This is a genomic window from Sporolactobacillus sp. PKPK-6 (genome assembly GCF_056678885.1).
In genome coordinates, this window is sequence record NZ_JBWXPA010000001.1 from 1901066 (window position 1) to 1917694 (window position 16629).

Annotated in this window: 15 protein-coding genes; 4 read left to right on the forward strand and 11 right to left on the reverse strand. The window is 36.8% G+C overall.

Going from position 1 to position 16629, the window contains the following annotated elements; all coding sequences use genetic code 11:
* Positions 1 to 11 precede the first annotated feature (11 nt).
* Together AC1MBV_RS09375 and AC1MBV_RS09380 are read right to left on the reverse strand one after the other, a co-directional pair.
* Positions 12 to 1937: a DEAD/DEAH box helicase gene (locus AC1MBV_RS09375; RefSeq protein ID WP_480948129.1), complete on the reverse strand. Its 1926-nt coding sequence runs from the start codon at positions 1935 to 1937 to the stop codon at positions 12 to 14.
* A gap of 9 nt (positions 1938 to 1946) precedes the next feature.
* Positions 1947 to 4613, reverse strand: a complete 2667-nt coding sequence (locus AC1MBV_RS09380; protein ID WP_480948130.1) for a class I SAM-dependent DNA methyltransferase — start codon at positions 4611 to 4613, stop codon at positions 1947 to 1949.
* A 730-nt stretch (positions 4614 to 5343) separates the two neighbouring features.
* On the opposite strand from AC1MBV_RS09380, the gene AC1MBV_RS09385 reads away from it, so the two are divergent.
* A complete protein-coding gene (locus AC1MBV_RS09385) occupies positions 5344 to 6039 on the forward strand; it encodes a hypothetical protein (protein WP_480948131.1) in 696 nt (231 codons plus the stop codon).
* A gap of 98 nt (positions 6040 to 6137) precedes the next feature.
* On the opposite strand, the gene AC1MBV_RS09390 is transcribed toward AC1MBV_RS09385, so the two are convergent.
* Complete coding sequence (locus AC1MBV_RS09390) at positions 6138 to 6272, reverse strand: antitoxin VbhA family protein (RefSeq protein WP_480948132.1); 135 nt, start codon at positions 6270 to 6272, stop codon at positions 6138 to 6140.
* Positions 6273 to 6301: 29 nt separating this feature from the next.
* Entirely contained in the window at positions 6302 to 6487 is a 186-nt protein-coding gene (locus AC1MBV_RS09395; protein WP_480948133.1) for a hypothetical protein, read from the reverse strand.
* A gap of 287 nt (positions 6488 to 6774) precedes the next feature.
* Here AC1MBV_RS09395 and AC1MBV_RS09400 point away from each other — a divergent pair, with 287 nt between their 5' ends.
* Positions 6775 to 8133: an IS4 family transposase gene (locus AC1MBV_RS09400; protein ID WP_255749780.1), complete on the forward strand. Its 1359-nt coding sequence runs from the start codon at positions 6775 to 6777 to the stop codon at positions 8131 to 8133.
* Between the two features lie 250 nt (positions 8134 to 8383).
* Here the strand turns inward: AC1MBV_RS09400 and AC1MBV_RS09405 are convergent, their stop codons facing one another.
* From AC1MBV_RS09405 to AC1MBV_RS09430, 6 genes are all read right to left on the reverse strand, one after another.
* A complete protein-coding gene (locus AC1MBV_RS09405; RefSeq protein ID WP_480948134.1) occupies positions 8384 to 8728 on the reverse strand; it encodes a hypothetical protein in 345 nt (114 codons plus the stop codon).
* Positions 8729 to 8796: 68 nt separating this feature from the next.
* Positions 8797 to 11247 (reverse strand): MobQ family relaxase, encoded by a 2451-nt coding sequence (gene mobQ / locus AC1MBV_RS09410; protein ID WP_480948135.1) that lies wholly within the window; start codon positions 11245 to 11247, stop codon positions 8797 to 8799.
* A gap of 231 nt (positions 11248 to 11478) precedes the next feature.
* The gene (locus AC1MBV_RS09415; RefSeq protein ID WP_480948136.1) at positions 11479 to 12255 is read right to left on the reverse strand and encodes an ATP-binding protein; all 777 of its coding nucleotides are present in this window, start codon (positions 12253 to 12255) and stop codon (positions 11479 to 11481) included.
* Positions 12239 to 13129 (reverse strand): hypothetical protein, encoded by an 891-nt coding sequence (locus AC1MBV_RS09420; protein ID WP_480948137.1) that lies wholly within the window; start codon positions 13127 to 13129, stop codon positions 12239 to 12241. The genes AC1MBV_RS09415 and AC1MBV_RS09420 overlap by 17 nt, the downstream gene beginning before the upstream one ends.
* A gap of 114 nt (positions 13130 to 13243) precedes the next feature.
* Entirely contained in the window at positions 13244 to 13426 is a 183-nt protein-coding gene (locus AC1MBV_RS09425; RefSeq protein WP_480948138.1) for a helix-turn-helix transcriptional regulator, read from the reverse strand.
* Positions 13423 to 13620, reverse strand: a complete 198-nt coding sequence (locus AC1MBV_RS09430; RefSeq protein ID WP_480948139.1) for a hypothetical protein — start codon at positions 13618 to 13620, stop codon at positions 13423 to 13425. Before AC1MBV_RS09430 ends, AC1MBV_RS09425 begins: the two co-directional genes overlap by 4 nt.
* 176 nt (positions 13621 to 13796) lie before the next feature.
* Here AC1MBV_RS09430 and AC1MBV_RS09435 point away from each other — a divergent pair, with 176 nt between their 5' ends.
* Positions 13797 to 14897 carry a hypothetical protein gene (locus AC1MBV_RS09435; protein WP_480948140.1) on the forward strand — a complete coding sequence of 367 codons (1101 nt, stop codon included), beginning with the start codon at positions 13797 to 13799 and terminating at the stop codon, positions 14895 to 14897.
* On the forward strand, positions 14897 to 16093 hold the full coding sequence (locus AC1MBV_RS09440) for a tyrosine-type recombinase/integrase (protein ID WP_480948141.1): 1197 nt from the start codon (positions 14897 to 14899) through the stop codon (positions 16091 to 16093). The genes AC1MBV_RS09435 and AC1MBV_RS09440 overlap by 1 nt, the downstream gene beginning before the upstream one ends.
* Positions 16094 to 16115: 22 nt before the next feature.
* Here the strand turns inward: AC1MBV_RS09440 and AC1MBV_RS09445 are convergent, their stop codons facing one another.
* The gene (locus AC1MBV_RS09445; protein WP_480948142.1) at positions 16116 to 16604 is read right to left on the reverse strand and encodes a hypothetical protein; all 489 of its coding nucleotides are present in this window, start codon (positions 16602 to 16604) and stop codon (positions 16116 to 16118) included.
* Positions 16605 to 16629 lie beyond the last annotated feature (25 nt).

Here is a 16629-nt window from a genome sequence, read left to right on the forward strand (position 1 = left end):
TCGAATGGTATCTATTTGCCACTTTCACGTTTCCTCCTTAACTCTTGCATATAAATTACTGCTTCACCCATACGCATTTCCATCGGGTCTTCAGATTTTGGATCTGGTCGCCTTCCTTTTGATTGGTAGAATTCCTCAACTTTTGGCCAAATAAAGACCAATTCATCTTCATCAAATGAAATCCGCTTCGCATCAATCGATTCCTGAATCAGTTTCAATACTGGTGAGCTGAAATCTTTTGATAAGACCTCAAACGCCTTTTGGAATGGATTAATTGAATCAATGAGATTAATGTCTAAGTCCTCTATATTTACAAATTTATCCGCCATACGAATAAATTCTTTGTTTCCAACGACTTCCGATTTAGCACCTTTCATCACTGTATCCAATACAACATGCTGCCTAACTTCCTCAATCTCATCATCTGACAAATTCGGGTAAACTTTTTGAATTACTTTCGGAATCAATACTTTATTCAAAACTTTTGGATCAACTTCACCAGTGAATGTTTTCTGGACTTGCGTATCTTGTATAATTTTTGCTTTTAAGTCATTAATATCATTTTCAATAATCTTTTTTACATTTTCTGTTGACGGTTCCCTCAGCCCTTTTACGAACAATTCCCCTGTTGTAGAAGATTTATCGCTATTATTTCTCCTGCGCTTAAATTTAAAGTCAGGTGTAAGAACCTGTTCCATTAACAGAGAAGCAGAAATAGCTTTAAGCATCGTGTTAACTGTATAAGTCACTACTTCGTCCTTTGCATCAGGTTGTGCAATAAGGTTCGTAAATTGAGCATGGGTTTTGTTATAACTATCACGAGTACAGCGACCGATGATTTGTACAATTTCCGTGAGTGAGCCTCGATATCCAACTGTCAAAGCGTGTTCACAAAAGGGCCAATCGAATCCCTCTTTTGCCATGCCAAGAGCAATAATTAGATCTAAATCTTTTAGATCTTTAATATTGCGTAAATACGAAACGACTTTTTCTCGTTCAGCCTGGTCATCCACCAAATCGGCAATCTTTAATATTTTTCCGTCAGTATGGCGCTTAACATAAATAATTCCAGTTTCTTCATCTTGATAATCAACTTCACCGATCAAATCAAGTATCTGATTCACTTCATCGTATTTATCCTTTGTGGATTCACCAGAATTCACATTTGGAATATGAATAATTGTTTTTAAATTTGTATCCAAAACTTCATTAATTGCTGATGTATATTTTCCTTGATAAAAATGATACCCAATCCCAAAACTTTTTAGATACTCGTAACCATCAAGCTGTTCATAATACGAATACGTTACCTTATCAAACATTTCCTCATCTTCAGGTAAAAGAATTGGTACAGAATCTCCTCGAAAATATGAACCAGTCATCGCAACAATGTGCGCTGATGAATTGCGAATAATATTACGAAGCAATTCACCTAATCGAGAATTAGAATCAGCTGAAACATGGTGAAATTCGTCAATCGCAAGCAAGCAATTATCAAATACTTTATCATCAATTTTTTCAAACGCAAATCGCAATGTCGAATGGGTACAAATCAACACTTGATCATTCGATTCCATAAAACGGACAAAAGCTTTTACTTTTGAACTATCAACACCAGCAGTTGTTAAGTTATTTCTAGGATTCACTTCCCAATCTGCAAAGAAACCATAACTCTTCAGATCAGTATTTTTAAACGAAGAGCCGATGGATCGTTCAGGTACAGCTACAATCACTTTCTTCAAACCTTGTTTCATGAGCTTATCCAAGCCAATAAACATTAACGCTCTAGATTTACCTGATGCAGGTGGTGCTTTGACTAACAAATATTGCGAATTACGTTTTTCAAACGCTCGTGCCTGCATTTCACGCATACCATATTCATTTGTTTTCTTACTTTTTCCAGTTTGGTTGTAATTAATTTCAACTATATTTTCCATACTGCCACCTTACCGTTCTCTCATTTCTTGGTACATTTTAAGCAATACTTCTAAACGTTCCGCATCGGATTCAAAATCTTTCTGACGGTATGCTCTTTCTACTATTCTATCTAATTTTTCATGGGCTAGTTTTAAAACTGTCGGCATTGTTTTCTGATCATATAATTTTGCTAAAGTACTACCAAGCTCTTCACGAATATCTATAATACCCAATGCAGCTGCTTCTATTTCTTGCTTCGTTCGTGTCGAAATACTTGGAAAGGGGAAAGTATTGTACACAATACCAGATGAATATCCGTAACGTGTCTCTAATCTTCCAGCAACAGCTCTCATCCAAGTCATATGTATTCTTGATGATAAAATTCCAAATAGAATTATATCAGCATTAGGAATTACATAAACTTTATTAGATAGAATGGTTGAAGATTTCTCAATACCTATTGGCACATAAAACCTATTTTCAGAACTAAACGCAGGAACAATAACACTTATTTGTTTGTTGTCCTTCGAATAAAAGTATTCCGGACCTTTTTGAACAAATGAATAAGGAGTCTTAGCTGCACCTTGAGTAGATTTTGCTTTGGATGACAACCTTGCTCGTCTAACTTGCTCCATTCTCTCACAAACAACTGGATTGTCTTTAATCTCTTCGTAAGTCTGAGGATTTAACCATAAACAAAATCTATAAGTGTTATTAATAAATTCATCAGCACCGATATATTTCCAAATATATGGTTTCAACTCAGGGTATCTCTCAATAGCTTTTTCTCTTTCCTCATGAGAAAAGATTAATCCCCCTCCATCACGGGGCATACTGCCAAATTCCATTTTTGGGAATCCAGAAATACTTTTATCCAATTTAGATACTATTGCATCCTCCCCCTCAGTCAAATATGGGGTAATATGCTTCACACATTTTTCATTCATTCCGATGAATAGTCTCTTAGTATTAACATTTCTGTCACTTGAATCCAATCCAACGATGATTACAGTTACACCAGCATTTTTTTTTGCATTATTGTTCCATTTGAATGAAGTATACGCAAAAGATATTTGAGTATTCATTAGTAGTCGTTTCCATATCAATTCAACTTGCTCACCTTGACAAATAGAATTAGTCGAAACGAAGGCCACTCGAACCAAACTATCCTGCATATAATTCGCTGCTAATTGAAACCAGCCAGCAATATAGTCGACTTGCTTATAATTACTTCTTGATCCAAAGACATTCATAAGATCTTTTTTATGACTCGGGTTTTGTTTCTTAGAGCCTAAATACGGTGGGTTGCCAAATACATAAACCTCTTCATCTTTTGTATGAGGACAAACTTCATTCCAGTTCACTCGTAATGCATTTGCACAGCGTATATCACCAGCGGATTGAAGTGGGAGAGTAGGACGAACCTTATCTTTAAAGATTTCGTCTAACTCCATGTTCATTTGATGTTCAGCGATCCACAGCGACAACCTTGCAACGTCGTGTGCAAAATCGTCAATCTCAATTCCATAAAATTGATCAAGTGTCACAGATGGGAGATACATGACATATTCTGACAATTCCCTTTGTCTTAACAGGATTTTGATTTCTAATCTTCTTAATTCTTTATAGGTAATAATCAAGAAATTTCCTGAGCCACATGCTGGATCAAAAAACTTCATTTTTCCAATTCGCTCATAAAGAAGGTCAAGTTTATCCATGCTGTCATACGCCTTTTCAAAAGCATCATACAAGTCATCTAAGAACAATGGTTTAATTACTTTCATAATGTTTGGGACACTCGTATAATGCATACCTAAATGACTGCGGCTTTCTTCCGATGCCACAGCTTGAATCATTGAACCAAAAATATCAGGATTAATTTTTGACCAATTTAACAATTCACCACATTCAATGATTAATTTTCTTGACTTTGCTGAAAACCTCAATTCATCGTGCGGTTCGGTGAACAAATGTCCGTTTACATAAGGAAATTCAAATTCAATTAGATAGGACGGAACATCATCTCTTTCAGTCTTATCTAATACAACAAACAAGTCAGTTAAGAATTCATTTAGATCTGATCCGTCTTCTTCAGTCAGTGTTTTTATTGAATTCGTAAAACTATTCCTTTTAAAAATATCGGTATCTTCTGCAAATAAACAGAACAGCAAGCGAATAAGAAACAGATCTAATTCTCTATCGTCGTCATTTATGTTGTTCTCTTTGTGAAGTACATCATATAGACGTGCAAATCGTTGAGCTGCTTTGATGTCAGCTGGATTTTCTTTTTCAAACTCGACTTTTTCAATGCCTTTCCAAGCAAGGAAGAAACTGAAATATTGAGGAAGTTGCTTAAATTTAATATCGAGTGCTTCCTGTGTCACTAGATCTTTCGCCAAAAGTCTTTCAAAATCAGTAACTAATAGGTAGCGTGGCTTGGCTGAAATATTAGCTACTTGCTCTTCTACATCATCAAAACCCTCAAAAAGCCTTCCTTTACAAGCTTTCTTAAACCACACCTTATTTTTAAGGTGAACTTCACCCGCTCGTTTTGTTAGGTTCAGATTACCTTTTCTTAGTCGTGTAATAGTAGCATGCGGAATATCATAAACATTGAGTAATTCGTATAAAAAATCCGAATGATCTTCTCGATTCACTATTTTGACAATCTTATCTTCCAAGTCAATAATCGCCATTTCATTTCCCCCAGCAATACTTTGTTATCTCTCTTAACTCTTTGAACTGGTAACGGATCCTTAGCCACAATTTGTATTATTATTTCTATTTGTTGTATAGTTCACTCCACTTATTAAATTAACTTTCTGACATATAAAGCAAAGTTGTTTCAAAGATACTCGTTTGCTTCGTTACTTACGTAATGCTGTTATGTATTGAGTAAATTAAAACAATTACCCAAGCCTTTATCTTTTGTGAAATTGTCATTTTGATTATAACATTTGTGCGAATATTTTTATCAATGATTTGAAAATGTCAGAGGAGGTGTGTGTATAATCATTGGAGATCCTTTTGGGTTAATCAAAACTTTGTATATATCAAGATATTGACCTCTCATGTATTTCTTGCCGAGTAAACCTGTAAACGTGTTTACAACATTTTTATATAGCGCTTACAATATTCGTTCTACAAGCAATACAGTTGTTTACAAGCTATTAACTATAATCGTTTTCATATGACAACTGTTTACGTAATGATTACGATTTAAGAGCCATAATTCATCTATACATTTTAGTTAGGTTACTTTATTCCCTGTAAAAAAATTTGATTGTCTATAATCGCCAAAAAAGCAAGGAAAAAGTATGATTGTCATAGAATCCTATTGCGAGGGAAAATTTATAAAATACATATCTGCTTTGAGGGAAGGTAATAAGTTTGGAGACAATGCATTGGTGTGCTTATTGTAGAATGATGACAGAAACCAAGACCATTAAAATACGAACTCCTTATTCACATCATTTATCTGGATATAGCCATGTTTGCCCATCTTGCATTAAAAAGTACAGCCTAGAAAACGTACCTGAATATACTCCTACAAAATTGGAGAATATTGTAGATCGAATGAAGATGACTGCACTTATGATAGGCACTTTAACGTCTAACGACAAAGAATACTTAATTTTAACTGATAATCATGGGGAAATACTTCATACAAACGAATTAAAATTAATTGCTGAAGAATTGTTAAAAACAGTTAAATTGCCTGACCTCGATGAATTTATTAAAAAGGAGAATTTTATAGAGTACCTAAGAGAACTATTCCCAGAATCCGCGAAGGAAAGAGGAAAATTTTTTATACCAGTTGATGCATTACGCATTCGAAGAAAAAAGTTTAGGAGCAATATAAAAAGAAATTGGGGATTTACATGTGGAAATTGCTCCAGAAAAGTATCAAGCCGAGAAGATAATGAATATTTCACAATAATTCCAACCAACCCTATTCCAAATCATGAAGATTACTTTTCTGATCGAGCATGCTCCAAGGGTTGTATGAAGGTTATTGCTAAAGACTTTATATGGAGCTGGCTTACTGACAACAACCTTATAGACTATTTTGACACGACAAATTTGGACAAGGATTTAGATGAATACCTCAAAAAAATTTAATTCCTGGCCCATTTAAGACTGAAGCGAAAAGCGACATCTATCTTTTAACGGTAGAAGTCGTCTTTTTGCTTGATTTGGTAACGCCTAGCACCTTTATTTCAGCCTTGCTGCTTTAACTTTTCTATAAGTTGTTCGATCGTCATTTTCCCTGACAGAACAGCATTGCAATCCTTCTCGTCATCAGCTGTCAATGGCATTCCTGATAGGTATAACGAATGTTTTGCATACTTCATGGCATCTCTAATCTCTTCCTCGGTCATTTTCATGGCTGATCAACCTGTCTGTCGTAGGCCTCATCATTCTCGTACCAGTCCCGGTCTTGTGGGTTATTTAGGTCGAGGCGAATCCCCTGACCATCCCGTTCCCCTTCCATTCTGTGCGGTTCAATGCCGGACCGTTCAAATAATTTCACTGCCTGGTCATAAAGGATCTTTAATTTGTCATCCATATGATCACCATCCCAATATAAAATCTTTATTGATCTTAAAAATCCCTCTCAGTTCAAATGATTACCTATTAATTTGTATAGCTCTACGTGCAGCATTATGGGCTGCTCTGTAGAAAGGATTATGCCGTTTCAACGTATTGCTCATATATCTGACTAAAACTTGAAACATCAAAAATGGGCTTCACAGCTTATCCTGTAAAGGATTAGCACAAAAATAAAAGCAAGAACACCGATAACTCGGTATAATTGAAGTGTCGAATCCCAATTAACCGAGGAGTGTTCATGCCATGAAAAGTATATCACGAAATGACCATCCATCTCTTGGAATTTCTTCTTCAGTCCAGGAATTTTTTACACGATTTCGTTTGAGTCAACTTGCGAGAGCCTCAAACGCCACAAAGGCAAAGGGGGTCCCCTTCCGGGTACTGTTCTGTTATCTCATTAGCACGGTCTTTTCAAACAAGTCAGCGTATCGCGATTATTTGAAGCATCAAAATCAGCTGAACTTCTCGGATAAGACCTTTCGCAACCTGCTCAACAACGGCAAGATTAACTGGCAAAAGTTTCTGATTCTGCTCTGTTGCCGGATCATTCAGTTCATTAAACCCTTGACGGATTCGGCACGGAAGCCTGTGTTCATTGTGGATGATTCCATGTATGAACGCGCCCATGCGAAACGCGTGGAGCTGGCGGCGTTTCAATTCGACCACGCCAACCATCGGCATGTGCGCGGCTTTCGGTTTCTTCAACTAGGCTGGAGTGACGGCAACACTTTTTTGCCGGTCACCTTTTCCTTGCTTTCGGGTCAGAATCAGGTATGCGGTACAAAAGCTGATGCTCGCACCCATTCTGGAAAGCGGAAGCTTCAGGCCCAGCGTAAAGCGCCTGATGTGGTTCGAGAACTGCTTTCTTCTGCCCTGAGGCATGGCGTCCGAGCATCCTATGTTTTGTTTGATTCTTGGTTCTCTAGTCCTAAAATGTTTCAGCAGCTGCGTCAACTTGGCCTTCATACCGTCGCTATGGTGAAACGGTCGAAAAAGGTTTATTACCGGTTCAATGGTCAAATGATGGACGTGAAAGCGATCTTCAACGCTCAGAAAAAACGTCGTGGACGCTCACGCTACCTACTTTCTACCGTTGTAGAAGCGGTTGTTGAGGGAGAGGTCTTACCCCTGAAACTCGTATACGTCCGCAACCGTCGTAAACGCAAAGAGTATCTGGTCTTAGCGTCAACCGATATCCAACTTTCTGAAGATGAAATCATCCAGCTTTATGGAAAACGCTGGTCCATTGAAGTGTACTTCAAGATGTGCAAGCACTATCTTCGACTCGCTAAATACCAGGGTTTGTCTTATGACGGGATTTTTGCGCACACCGCCCTGGTCGCTATCAGTTATTCCCTTCTTGCGGTTCAGCACCGTGAACAGGTGGACGATCGCACTTTGGGTGAGTTGTTTTATTTGATGGTCGATGAGCTTTCGGATGTGACCTTCGTCGAAACGCTTCAGCAGTTGATCGACTTATTTCAAGAAGTTTTCAAAGACGAGTATGTTCTTTCTGAGCAAGCAGTCCATCACATCATCGAAAATTTTCTAGAGAAGCTACCTACCAGCTACCAGAAACAGCTGACAAAAGCGGCGGCCTGACCTAAATTATTCATAGTAATCATAGAGCAGGCAAGGGATGGGTGCGCTTTTTTAACTTTCAAGTTTTAGTATCTGACATTAAATTGTATATCTGGGAACAGGTTTCCAATGGCTTTCAGATTATCTCTTATCTGAATAATAATTTGGTTCATTTCTACATCGTGAAAAGGGGTCTCCACTTTATCAAACCAATCAAATTGAACAAGGTCACTAAAAATAAAAATTTTCTTTGGTTTAGTATATTTCTTTTTTATAACGGGGGAAGGAGCTGTATGACAAATAGAATTGCCATACACTCAGCGTAGGGATTTTGTCCCTTAAACTTGAGATTATAATGCTTTTTCATTCGAGTGAAAACCTCGCCCTGACCGACAAAACAGCCTGCAAGGCCGAAAATGCCCTGTTCATTTAACTCTGACGCATCCACAAAGACGCGGAGAGTTTCATTATCCCATTGCATATCACCAGACCTTCTTGTGGCCTGTCGTGTTGGAATGGCGTGCTCATTCAGTATCACTTGCTTGTCCATGCCACCAATTTCAAAGTGTGTATGTTTATGCTTTTCCATATAGAGTGTTTCACCCGCTTCTGTCATTGAATCACACCCAGCACTAAAATAACCCATCAGAGTTAACAGCAATGCTCAAAGTGTGTTGTAGAAAATTACATATCAAGTTGATCCCGATCATCCTTACCACGATACTTGACTTCTGACTTATTTCTTTTCTTATTCCTCTTATGCTTTTCCTGCTCATCCAATGCTGCTGTAAATGCCTCATTAAGAACTTTGAGCCCTTGCTCTATGAATCCCTTGCCTGAAGCTTGTTCCTGTTCCAGGGTGATCTGGGGTTGCTCTCCGGCCTTAAATTGTCTTTCTAATAAATCTAGCTTGTCATCGGCTTTTCTGAGCCTACTAAGTGCTTCCTTTGCAGTGTTCAAAATGATCTGCTCGTCCTTTATCTTGTTTCTCCGCCTATTTAATTTGCTTAAATTAGGTGCATTATCATTGCTAAGATAGTCATTGGGATGATTTCGATAAAATTCAGTCAATTGACAATTTGCTTTCATAAATCGTTTGTCAGCGGCCATTAGCTGCTGTTCGACTGTTCCAATCGTTGGCTTCTCTCCAATCATTTTTTCAACAGTTTCAAGTGCCTGACGCTCTTGATCGCTTAGCAACCGATACACTGCATTGTTTAGGTTACTCCGTATGGCCTTCCATTCAGTATCTTTCTGAATTCGGATGCGCTGTATTTTGACCTCTTGCTCAGCATTTTTCTTCTCATTTAGTTCACGAACTAATTTTCTGTCTACCCTGAAGCTACCGCTCCCCTTGCCGTCAATGTACATTTGTAAAAGGGAGAGATTTTCATTAGATGACAGCCTATGCACACCTGCCTGATCTTCTGGATAAATACTTGTCACTAAATGATCAATCTCAGTGTCAAGTTTGACACGTTCCTTTTTCTTATCGATAAACTGATTGTAAGCAGTGAGGTAACTGATTGCCGCTTTCTTAACTTTTTCTTTATCATACGAATCTTTAACTGTTGCGAGATATTCATCTTTTCTTTTGTCCTTTGTTCGTTTAAGGACTTTCAGATCGACCCGAACTTTTTGCAGTTTCGTTTGTATACTTTGTAGATCTGCATACTCTTTAAGCAATTGTCGGTTACGTGGTTCAAATTCGACGATTTTATTAGCAAGTTTCCTAGATTGGCGGAATTGCTTTACATAGTCTGCCTTTACTTTGACAGCATAATCCCGGTTTAAATTACCTAGGAAGACCTTGTTTAATTTATCACTTTCCTCCGGGTACAAATAAGCAAACTCTTTTTCTACAAATATTTTCTGAATCTCTAAGACTTTTTCGCCTTGTTTCCAGTCATGATCAAAGTGATTCTTGGTCTTCAAGTAATTATCTATGGCTTCATCTCTTTCCCTCTGAATCGGCAACAGTTCACTTTCAAAAGTTGCTGGATTAATACCAAAGCCTCTGACCTTTTTGGGGTTCTTTACGTAGGTGTTTTTGGCTCGCGTTAACAAATCATCTAAACCATTAGCTGCATAGTATTTCTTTTCCAAAGTGATCTTGAAATGCTGCATACGTTCCATATTCTTCTCTGCCGTTTCAAGGTCAACAAATCTTTTCATGTGCTTGCCAATAGCACGTATGGCAGACCGATCATCCGGAGAGAGGTTATTAATGTCCCGAATTTTGTTCAGTTCTTTGTAATCCGGCTCGTCCATGGCTTGTCTATATTCTGCCAACTCTACGATTTTCTGTTTCTTAAGTTCTATTGCTTTATTTAGGGTATCAATCTTTTTATTTATTTGCGCATAATAGGACTTCGGTTTGTAGGTTTTTCCTTCTTTCTCCGCCTTTTCCCTTTGGGCTTTTTCAAAACGATATTCTTCGACAGTCAACCGATGTTTCGGCATCTTATCCAATCCCTGTTCTACATAACTTTTCTCGGTAATACGTTCATTTAAGCCTTCCTGTTCGTAGTACCTGTTAACTGTATCCGCCCAATCTTTGCGCCAAATCAAAATGTTATTTCTTTTGTCCCAATCGGTAAGAGAGTACGTTCTATATTTTGGTTTTCCTTTGCTATCTAATATTTTGTTGCCGTTATCGTCTTTTAGATAAATCTTTTTCTTTTTATTTCCCCATTGTCCATTATCCATAAATGGTCGCATCGTCAACATAATGTGTGCATGAGGATTTTCTTTTTTATCTCGGTGAATGGACAAGTCAGCAACCATGCCTTTTTCAACAAAATTCCGTTGTACAAAATCGACCAGTAACTCTTTTTGAACACTGTTACTTTGTTCTAGTGGGAGTGCCACTTTAATCTCTCGTGCAAGCTGACTATTAATATTCTTTTCTATTTTTTCAACTTCATTCCATAGCTTTTCTCGATTATTTACCCACTCCTGGGCATTGTCCGGAGCCATGATAAAACTTTCTGGTGCTACCTCACGTATTCGATACTTCTTTGTTTCCATATCTCTTTCAGAATATAGCTTCTCCCCACTTCGATAAGCAGCAGCAGCGACGGCAGATTGTTTAGATCTATTTAATATTCTTACATTCAGGTAGAAGAGGCTCATGCCGATGAAGCTCCTTTGCTCCCCCGGAGGGCGATTGCCGCAGGCAACAACTTATCCGAAGGTTGTTTTTGAGGATAAGCCCATTGTTCACTCGATAGGGTGTATAAATGGGCACTTGGTACTTAGACTCTCTCTATTAATTCAAATATTACCCAAGAAAATGCCATTGAAAATTAATAGAAGAGTACTAAGTGATGAATATATTTTTCAAAACAAATCATATTACGAACCTTACTTTCCTGGATCTATTTTTCTTGTAAAATTCTTCATTCGATAATCCAGAACATCACTCAAAGAGATTACGGAACAATTCTCCATCATTCGTGAAAATAATCTTCCAAGATCTCGATCATTTTGAAAATCATTGCTATTTAGATTCGTGGTGAAAATATTTGATTTTCCTGAGCGTTGATCGATGATCTCAAACAGTTTTTCATGCCCCCAACCCTTTGCATTTTCAGCTCCTATATCATCAAAAACAACTAGATCAGCTGCAGCAATATTATTAATCATTTCATCCTCTGATGTTTCAGTATTCCGGTTGTAAGTCGATCTGATCTTTGTTAATAATTTTGGAGTTGATGTAAATATTGTCGTATATCCTTTTTGCTTTACAGTTTTGATAATCGCCATAGATAGATGACTCTTTCCAGTTCCAAATCCTGTACTTTGAAGCAACAAATTTTTCCCGTTTTCTTGATTGAATTCGGCAGCAAATTTTTTTGCTTGTTGTAGCGCTTTAACTAGATCCTGAGAATATGCTTTAAAGCTTTCAAAACTAGCAGATAGCAACGATTTATTAACTAGACTATATTGATTAAAGATGCGATCAATTCGTTGCTGATTTACCTGTTGCTGTTTTATTTTGATGGCGTTTAACAGCTCACAATCACAGCCAAAGGATCGCTCAAAAACATTCCCTTTAAGATCAGTCAATCGGAAAATATTAACTTCGTTGTGACAGCCCGGACATACATATTGGCGAACTAATTCAGAACGGTAATTCATATTCGACACCACCCTGTTTAAAGAGTCGTTGATGGTTTGCATTGTTTAGCGCTCCTTCCTTTTTAGTCAGATTCTTAGTTTGTAATTTATTAAAGTGCCCTAAAATATAAGTTTCACAGTATTTGAACGATGTGATTTTTTTACCTGGTGATTTGGCATACCTAGTGTCATAATCTTCAAAACATTGATCCAACAGTTCAAGAGTAGGCACAATCGGAACTTGTTTAAGCAAATTAGTCATTAATGCATAATCGTTGGTTCTAGGGTATACCTTGCTACTAGATCGCATGCTTCTTAGTTCAACATATCGATCGGATAGTCTGTCCAGTTCGGCACTTCCACGTTCAGGAGTTTGTGATATTTCTTCAGCAGTCTTTTTTAATAGCCGATCACTACGCAATGAGTCGGGAGATAACATCCCGTCACTTTCTCCACTGAACAAATTTTTAGAGCGTTCGGTAGTAATATCTTTTTTATCTATTTTCTTAATACATTCTTTATTATTCTTGTTTATAAGCACTAACTGTTTACCTACTGGTGCACGACCTTGTGCATGTTCTGTTACTTTCATTTCTTCAGCTTGATATTTTTCCCATTGCAACAGTGTTATCAATGTGTATTGTCTGTTACCTAAACCATGATTTATTGAAATCATGTGTTGCTGTTCTAACCAGTTTAAAATATTTCTAATTGTTCTCGGATTTGGTTCATGAAACGTATTACGTTCAATATAACCAACTCCTTTTGCTATGCTTCTGATTGACGTTAAATGTTGACCTGGCTGTATTTCAAAATGGCTTCCATCGCGCATAGGTATTCTTTTTAACTGATAATTTGTTTTATACTTTAGATATTGCCAAACGCGGCCATACAAGGGGGGCATCATCCATATGTCACTTTCTAACTCCTTACGATAGTCCTTAATATAACCCTGTATTTCAACTCACCTCCCACCTTCTAAAACAAGTAAATTTTAATGAAAAGTCATTTATTCAGTACCGCTATGCATCCATTTTTCTATATCTACAATATTAAAGCGCAAATAACGTTTTCCAATTCTTTTGTGGGGAATCTCGTTTTTCCGGCATAGATCATATATGTAATCACGCCGTAACCCCAATAGCTCTGCTACTTCATCTGCTGTTAAGACTGTTCTATTTACATTTATCATTCTGCATCCTCCCCATATTTTTTTTTTGCCAATTCAATTGCTTTTAAAATTTCCATCCTCCTTCTACCCTCCAAAGGTTTACGGAGCCAAACAGAGAACGTATCCTTCGATTTCCCCAATTCATCTGCTACTTGCCAATGTGTAACGCCAGCATTTTTAATTGCTTCTCTGATGTCCATGTTTGATGTTTTCATTTTTATCGCTCCTTAAAACACACGAATAAACATATTAATCGATCACTTTGTGTAGTTGTAGTTGTATGATATAGTAAAAGTATAATATAAATTCGCTTTTGTCAACACGTGATATTATGTAAATAAGCCGATAAATATGTAGTTATTAAAAATCATTTTAAGATGGGAGCATAACAGTGTCTAAAATAACAGGTAATTTTTTTAATCAAATAATTATTGAAGATAACGGTGATGTTCAAAAAGATTATCAAATATACACTGTCGAAAAATATGTTGAAAAATTTCTTATCGAGAGAAATATTAGTGACTTAAATAAGGAAAAGGAATCAAAGTCATTCGCAAACAAAGTATGCCAATCACTTATATCTGATTGGCATGCAAGAATTGAAAGTAAAAGAGTTCCTTCACTAAAAAGTAAAGAGTATTTTGAGAAATACCTTAGCTATTATTCGATTGAGATTCCTAGTAATGTTGAGAAGAAGTTGTTTAACAAACCTGAAGACCTATCCGATGGTGAAATAAACGAAATAGATAACTGGATAACAGAAGTACTACCTAAAAAGATAATAGGGGCAGCCAGTTACAAAAATGAAATCTTAGCACCTTCAATAATTCATTCAAGATGGGGTAACTTCTATAAACTATCTGATTATCCAAATATTTTTACCGAATTATCAAAGATAGAGCCGTTTAATCGCAAATCCCTAATGAACTTTACTAATAACTTTGGATTACCTGGTGAGAATACCTCGCTTTATGATTTTTCTTATCAAACGGGCTTTGTTTATCCATCAAATTTTCTTAGTTTTTTATATATCGACTTGATTGAATATAAGAATGTATTCAATGTATTTTTAAAATACATGATGAAACCAAACTCTTTTGAAGATTTACCTTTTGAAATAAGCAACCTACATCAACCTCAAATAGCATTGTCAATGAACAATAAACAAGAAATAATTCCAAAAATTAATATTTCTTGTTTGTTCGATTTTGCTTACTTTCAAATGATGAAAGCTATACTTAATCATTCTGAACTAAGAACTTGTAAATACTGTGGTCATCCATTTGAAGTGACATATGAAGGTATGAAGTTTTGTCCTCCGCTCCCTTTTAGAGGACGTTCAAGCTGCGAGATGGCATACAATAATCGGATGAAAAAAGCTTGGAACTTGTACAAAAAAGATCATCGAACATTTGAGGAAATAGATATGCAAGTCAATCTGCCGATTGAAGAAGTTAGAGAATACATACAGAGAAGGGAGAGTGAAAATTAATGAAATGTGATGCCCAAAAGATCGGTAAATATAAATACAAACTCATTGTATCAATGGGTAATGATGGAACCGGCCACTATCCTCGAAAAACAAAAAGAGTAGATGATATCAGAAACAAAGGACAATTAGAAGAGGCTAAGGCAAAATTTATTTACGAACTAACAAATGGCTTAATTGATAATAGGGAGAACATGCTTTTTAGTGAACTTGTCAAAGATTGGTGGCAAAAACACGCTTCTCATTTGTCACCACGAACACAAGAAGGATATGAATCTAATTTAAGGCTACGCATTTTACCTACATTCAGCAAACTTCGCATTGGAAAAATCAAGAAATATCACATGCTTGATTTTTTCGATAAACTCCAACAAAAGAACTGCGAATTTGCAGGTAGATCATATAACCTTTCTGCAAAAACAATAGATAATCATAAAATTGTACTAAATAGCATCTTTACTTATGCAGTTGAAAGAGAGTATATCAGGGAAAGCCCTATGAAAGGTGTTAAAACGCCTTCTGTGGGGAAAAAGCACGTTGAGATATATGAGAAGGCTGACCTAGCAAAACTCTTTCATGCATTGCGTGAGGAGCCTCTATTTTGGCAGTCGCTCATTCTCTTTGCAATTGCCACAAGCACTAGAGAGGGGGAGATAGCTGGACTGGAATGGAATAGTTTAAATTTAGAAGCTGATTCAGCTAGTGCAAAAATCAAACAGGCAATTATCCGTGTAAAAGGAAAAGGCATCCAACTCAAATCAACAAAATCTGGGCATGAACGTTCTGAGGTTCTTCCTAATTTCGTCATCCCGTATTTAAAACAATTAAATGTGGAGAGAAAAAAAGAACAGCTGCTATGCGCGGAGACATGGACTAGAGAATGGAACGGAAAGCCATGCAATTTTGTATTTGCTCCTGACGGAGGGTTCGGCAAACCAATTAGACCTGAGAGTATTGGGCAATGGTGGCGTAGATTTTTAAAGAGAAAAGGTCTGAAGCACATTAAATTTCACTCGCTTCGCCACACTTCTATTTCACTTCTCATTGACGAGAAAGTCCCCATGAAGGATATAAGCGAGCGTGCTGGCCATACATCAGGAATTGGCATCACAATGGATCTATATGGCCACCTGCTCATTGATTCTGATAGACGAGCTGCTATGGCCCTTGACAAGGCCTTCAATGAAATTAGTAAATAAAAGGGATTATCTTTGACCATCATCATCTTCGTTTCTTTTTTGGCTGCTTTTCATCATAAAAAGTATAAGAACCATTTAAATGTTCAGGAATTTTTCTCCAAAAACTAATTAACGTATCAGCAAAATCATTAAAATTCAACGCTTTAAGATTAAAAGTGATCTCTGAATTAGTGGTATATGTATAATCCATCACTGGGGTATGATCATAGCCCAATTCAAATACTTCTGGATAGTTTTCTCGGAGTTTTTCTGAGGCTCTTCCAGCGCCATGCTTAAACGTATTGCTCACTAAACTTAGCTCTTCAATTCTATTCCAGTGCTCATCTTTTTTTAGATCATAACCGGCACACTGCTTGTACAGCAATTTAATCTTGCCCATGTCTGTGCCAAAGTTTTTCAGTTCACCGGGATCTACCCCATTAAATTTCTTTTTCAATTCACTGTATAATTGTTTTTGATAACTTGGAATTGAGCCATTTACAGGTAAAATGATCGCATAGAAATGAGCCACATGATTTCCAATTTTTAGCCCATCT

What these genes read in the sequence shown, in the direction of transcription:
- AC1MBV_RS09430 (WP_480948139.1), bottom strand. Translation starts at nt 13,620, where the DNA reads ATGAAAACATCAAACATGGACATCAGAGAAGCAATTAAAAATGCTGGC.
- AC1MBV_RS09375 (WP_480948129.1), bottom strand. Translation starts at nt 1,937, where the DNA reads ATGGAAAATATAGTTGAAATTAATTACAACCAAACTGGAAAAAGTAAG.
- AC1MBV_RS09380 (WP_480948130.1), bottom strand. Translation starts at nt 4,613, where the DNA reads ATGGCGATTATTGACTTGGAAGATAAGATTGTCAAAATAGTGAATCGA.
- AC1MBV_RS09405 (WP_480948134.1), bottom strand. Translation starts at nt 8,728, where the DNA reads ATGACAGAAGCGGGTGAAACACTCTATATGGAAAAGCATAAACATACA.
- AC1MBV_RS09425 (WP_480948138.1), bottom strand. Translation starts at nt 13,426, where the DNA reads ATGATAAATGTAAATAGAACAGTCTTAACAGCAGATGAAGTAGCAGAG.
- AC1MBV_RS09440 (WP_480948141.1), top strand. Translation starts at nt 14,897, where the DNA reads ATGAAATGTGATGCCCAAAAGATCGGTAAATATAAATACAAACTCATT.
- AC1MBV_RS09395 (WP_480948133.1), bottom strand. Translation starts at nt 6,487, where the DNA reads ATGGATGACAAATTAAAGATCCTTTATGACCAGGCAGTGAAATTATTT.
- AC1MBV_RS09385 (WP_480948131.1), top strand. Translation starts at nt 5,344, where the DNA reads ATGACAGAAACCAAGACCATTAAAATACGAACTCCTTATTCACATCAT.
- AC1MBV_RS09400 (WP_255749780.1), top strand. Translation starts at nt 6,775, where the DNA reads ATGAAAAGTATATCACGAAATGACCATCCATCTCTTGGAATTTCTTCT.
- AC1MBV_RS09415 (WP_480948136.1), bottom strand. Translation starts at nt 12,255, where the DNA reads ATGAATTACCGTTCTGAATTAGTTCGCCAATATGTATGTCCGGGCTGT.
- AC1MBV_RS09390 (WP_480948132.1), bottom strand. Translation starts at nt 6,272, where the DNA reads ATGAAGTATGCAAAACATTCGTTATACCTATCAGGAATGCCATTGACA.
- mobQ (WP_480948135.1), bottom strand. Translation starts at nt 11,247, where the DNA reads ATGAGCCTCTTCTACCTGAATGTAAGAATATTAAATAGATCTAAACAA.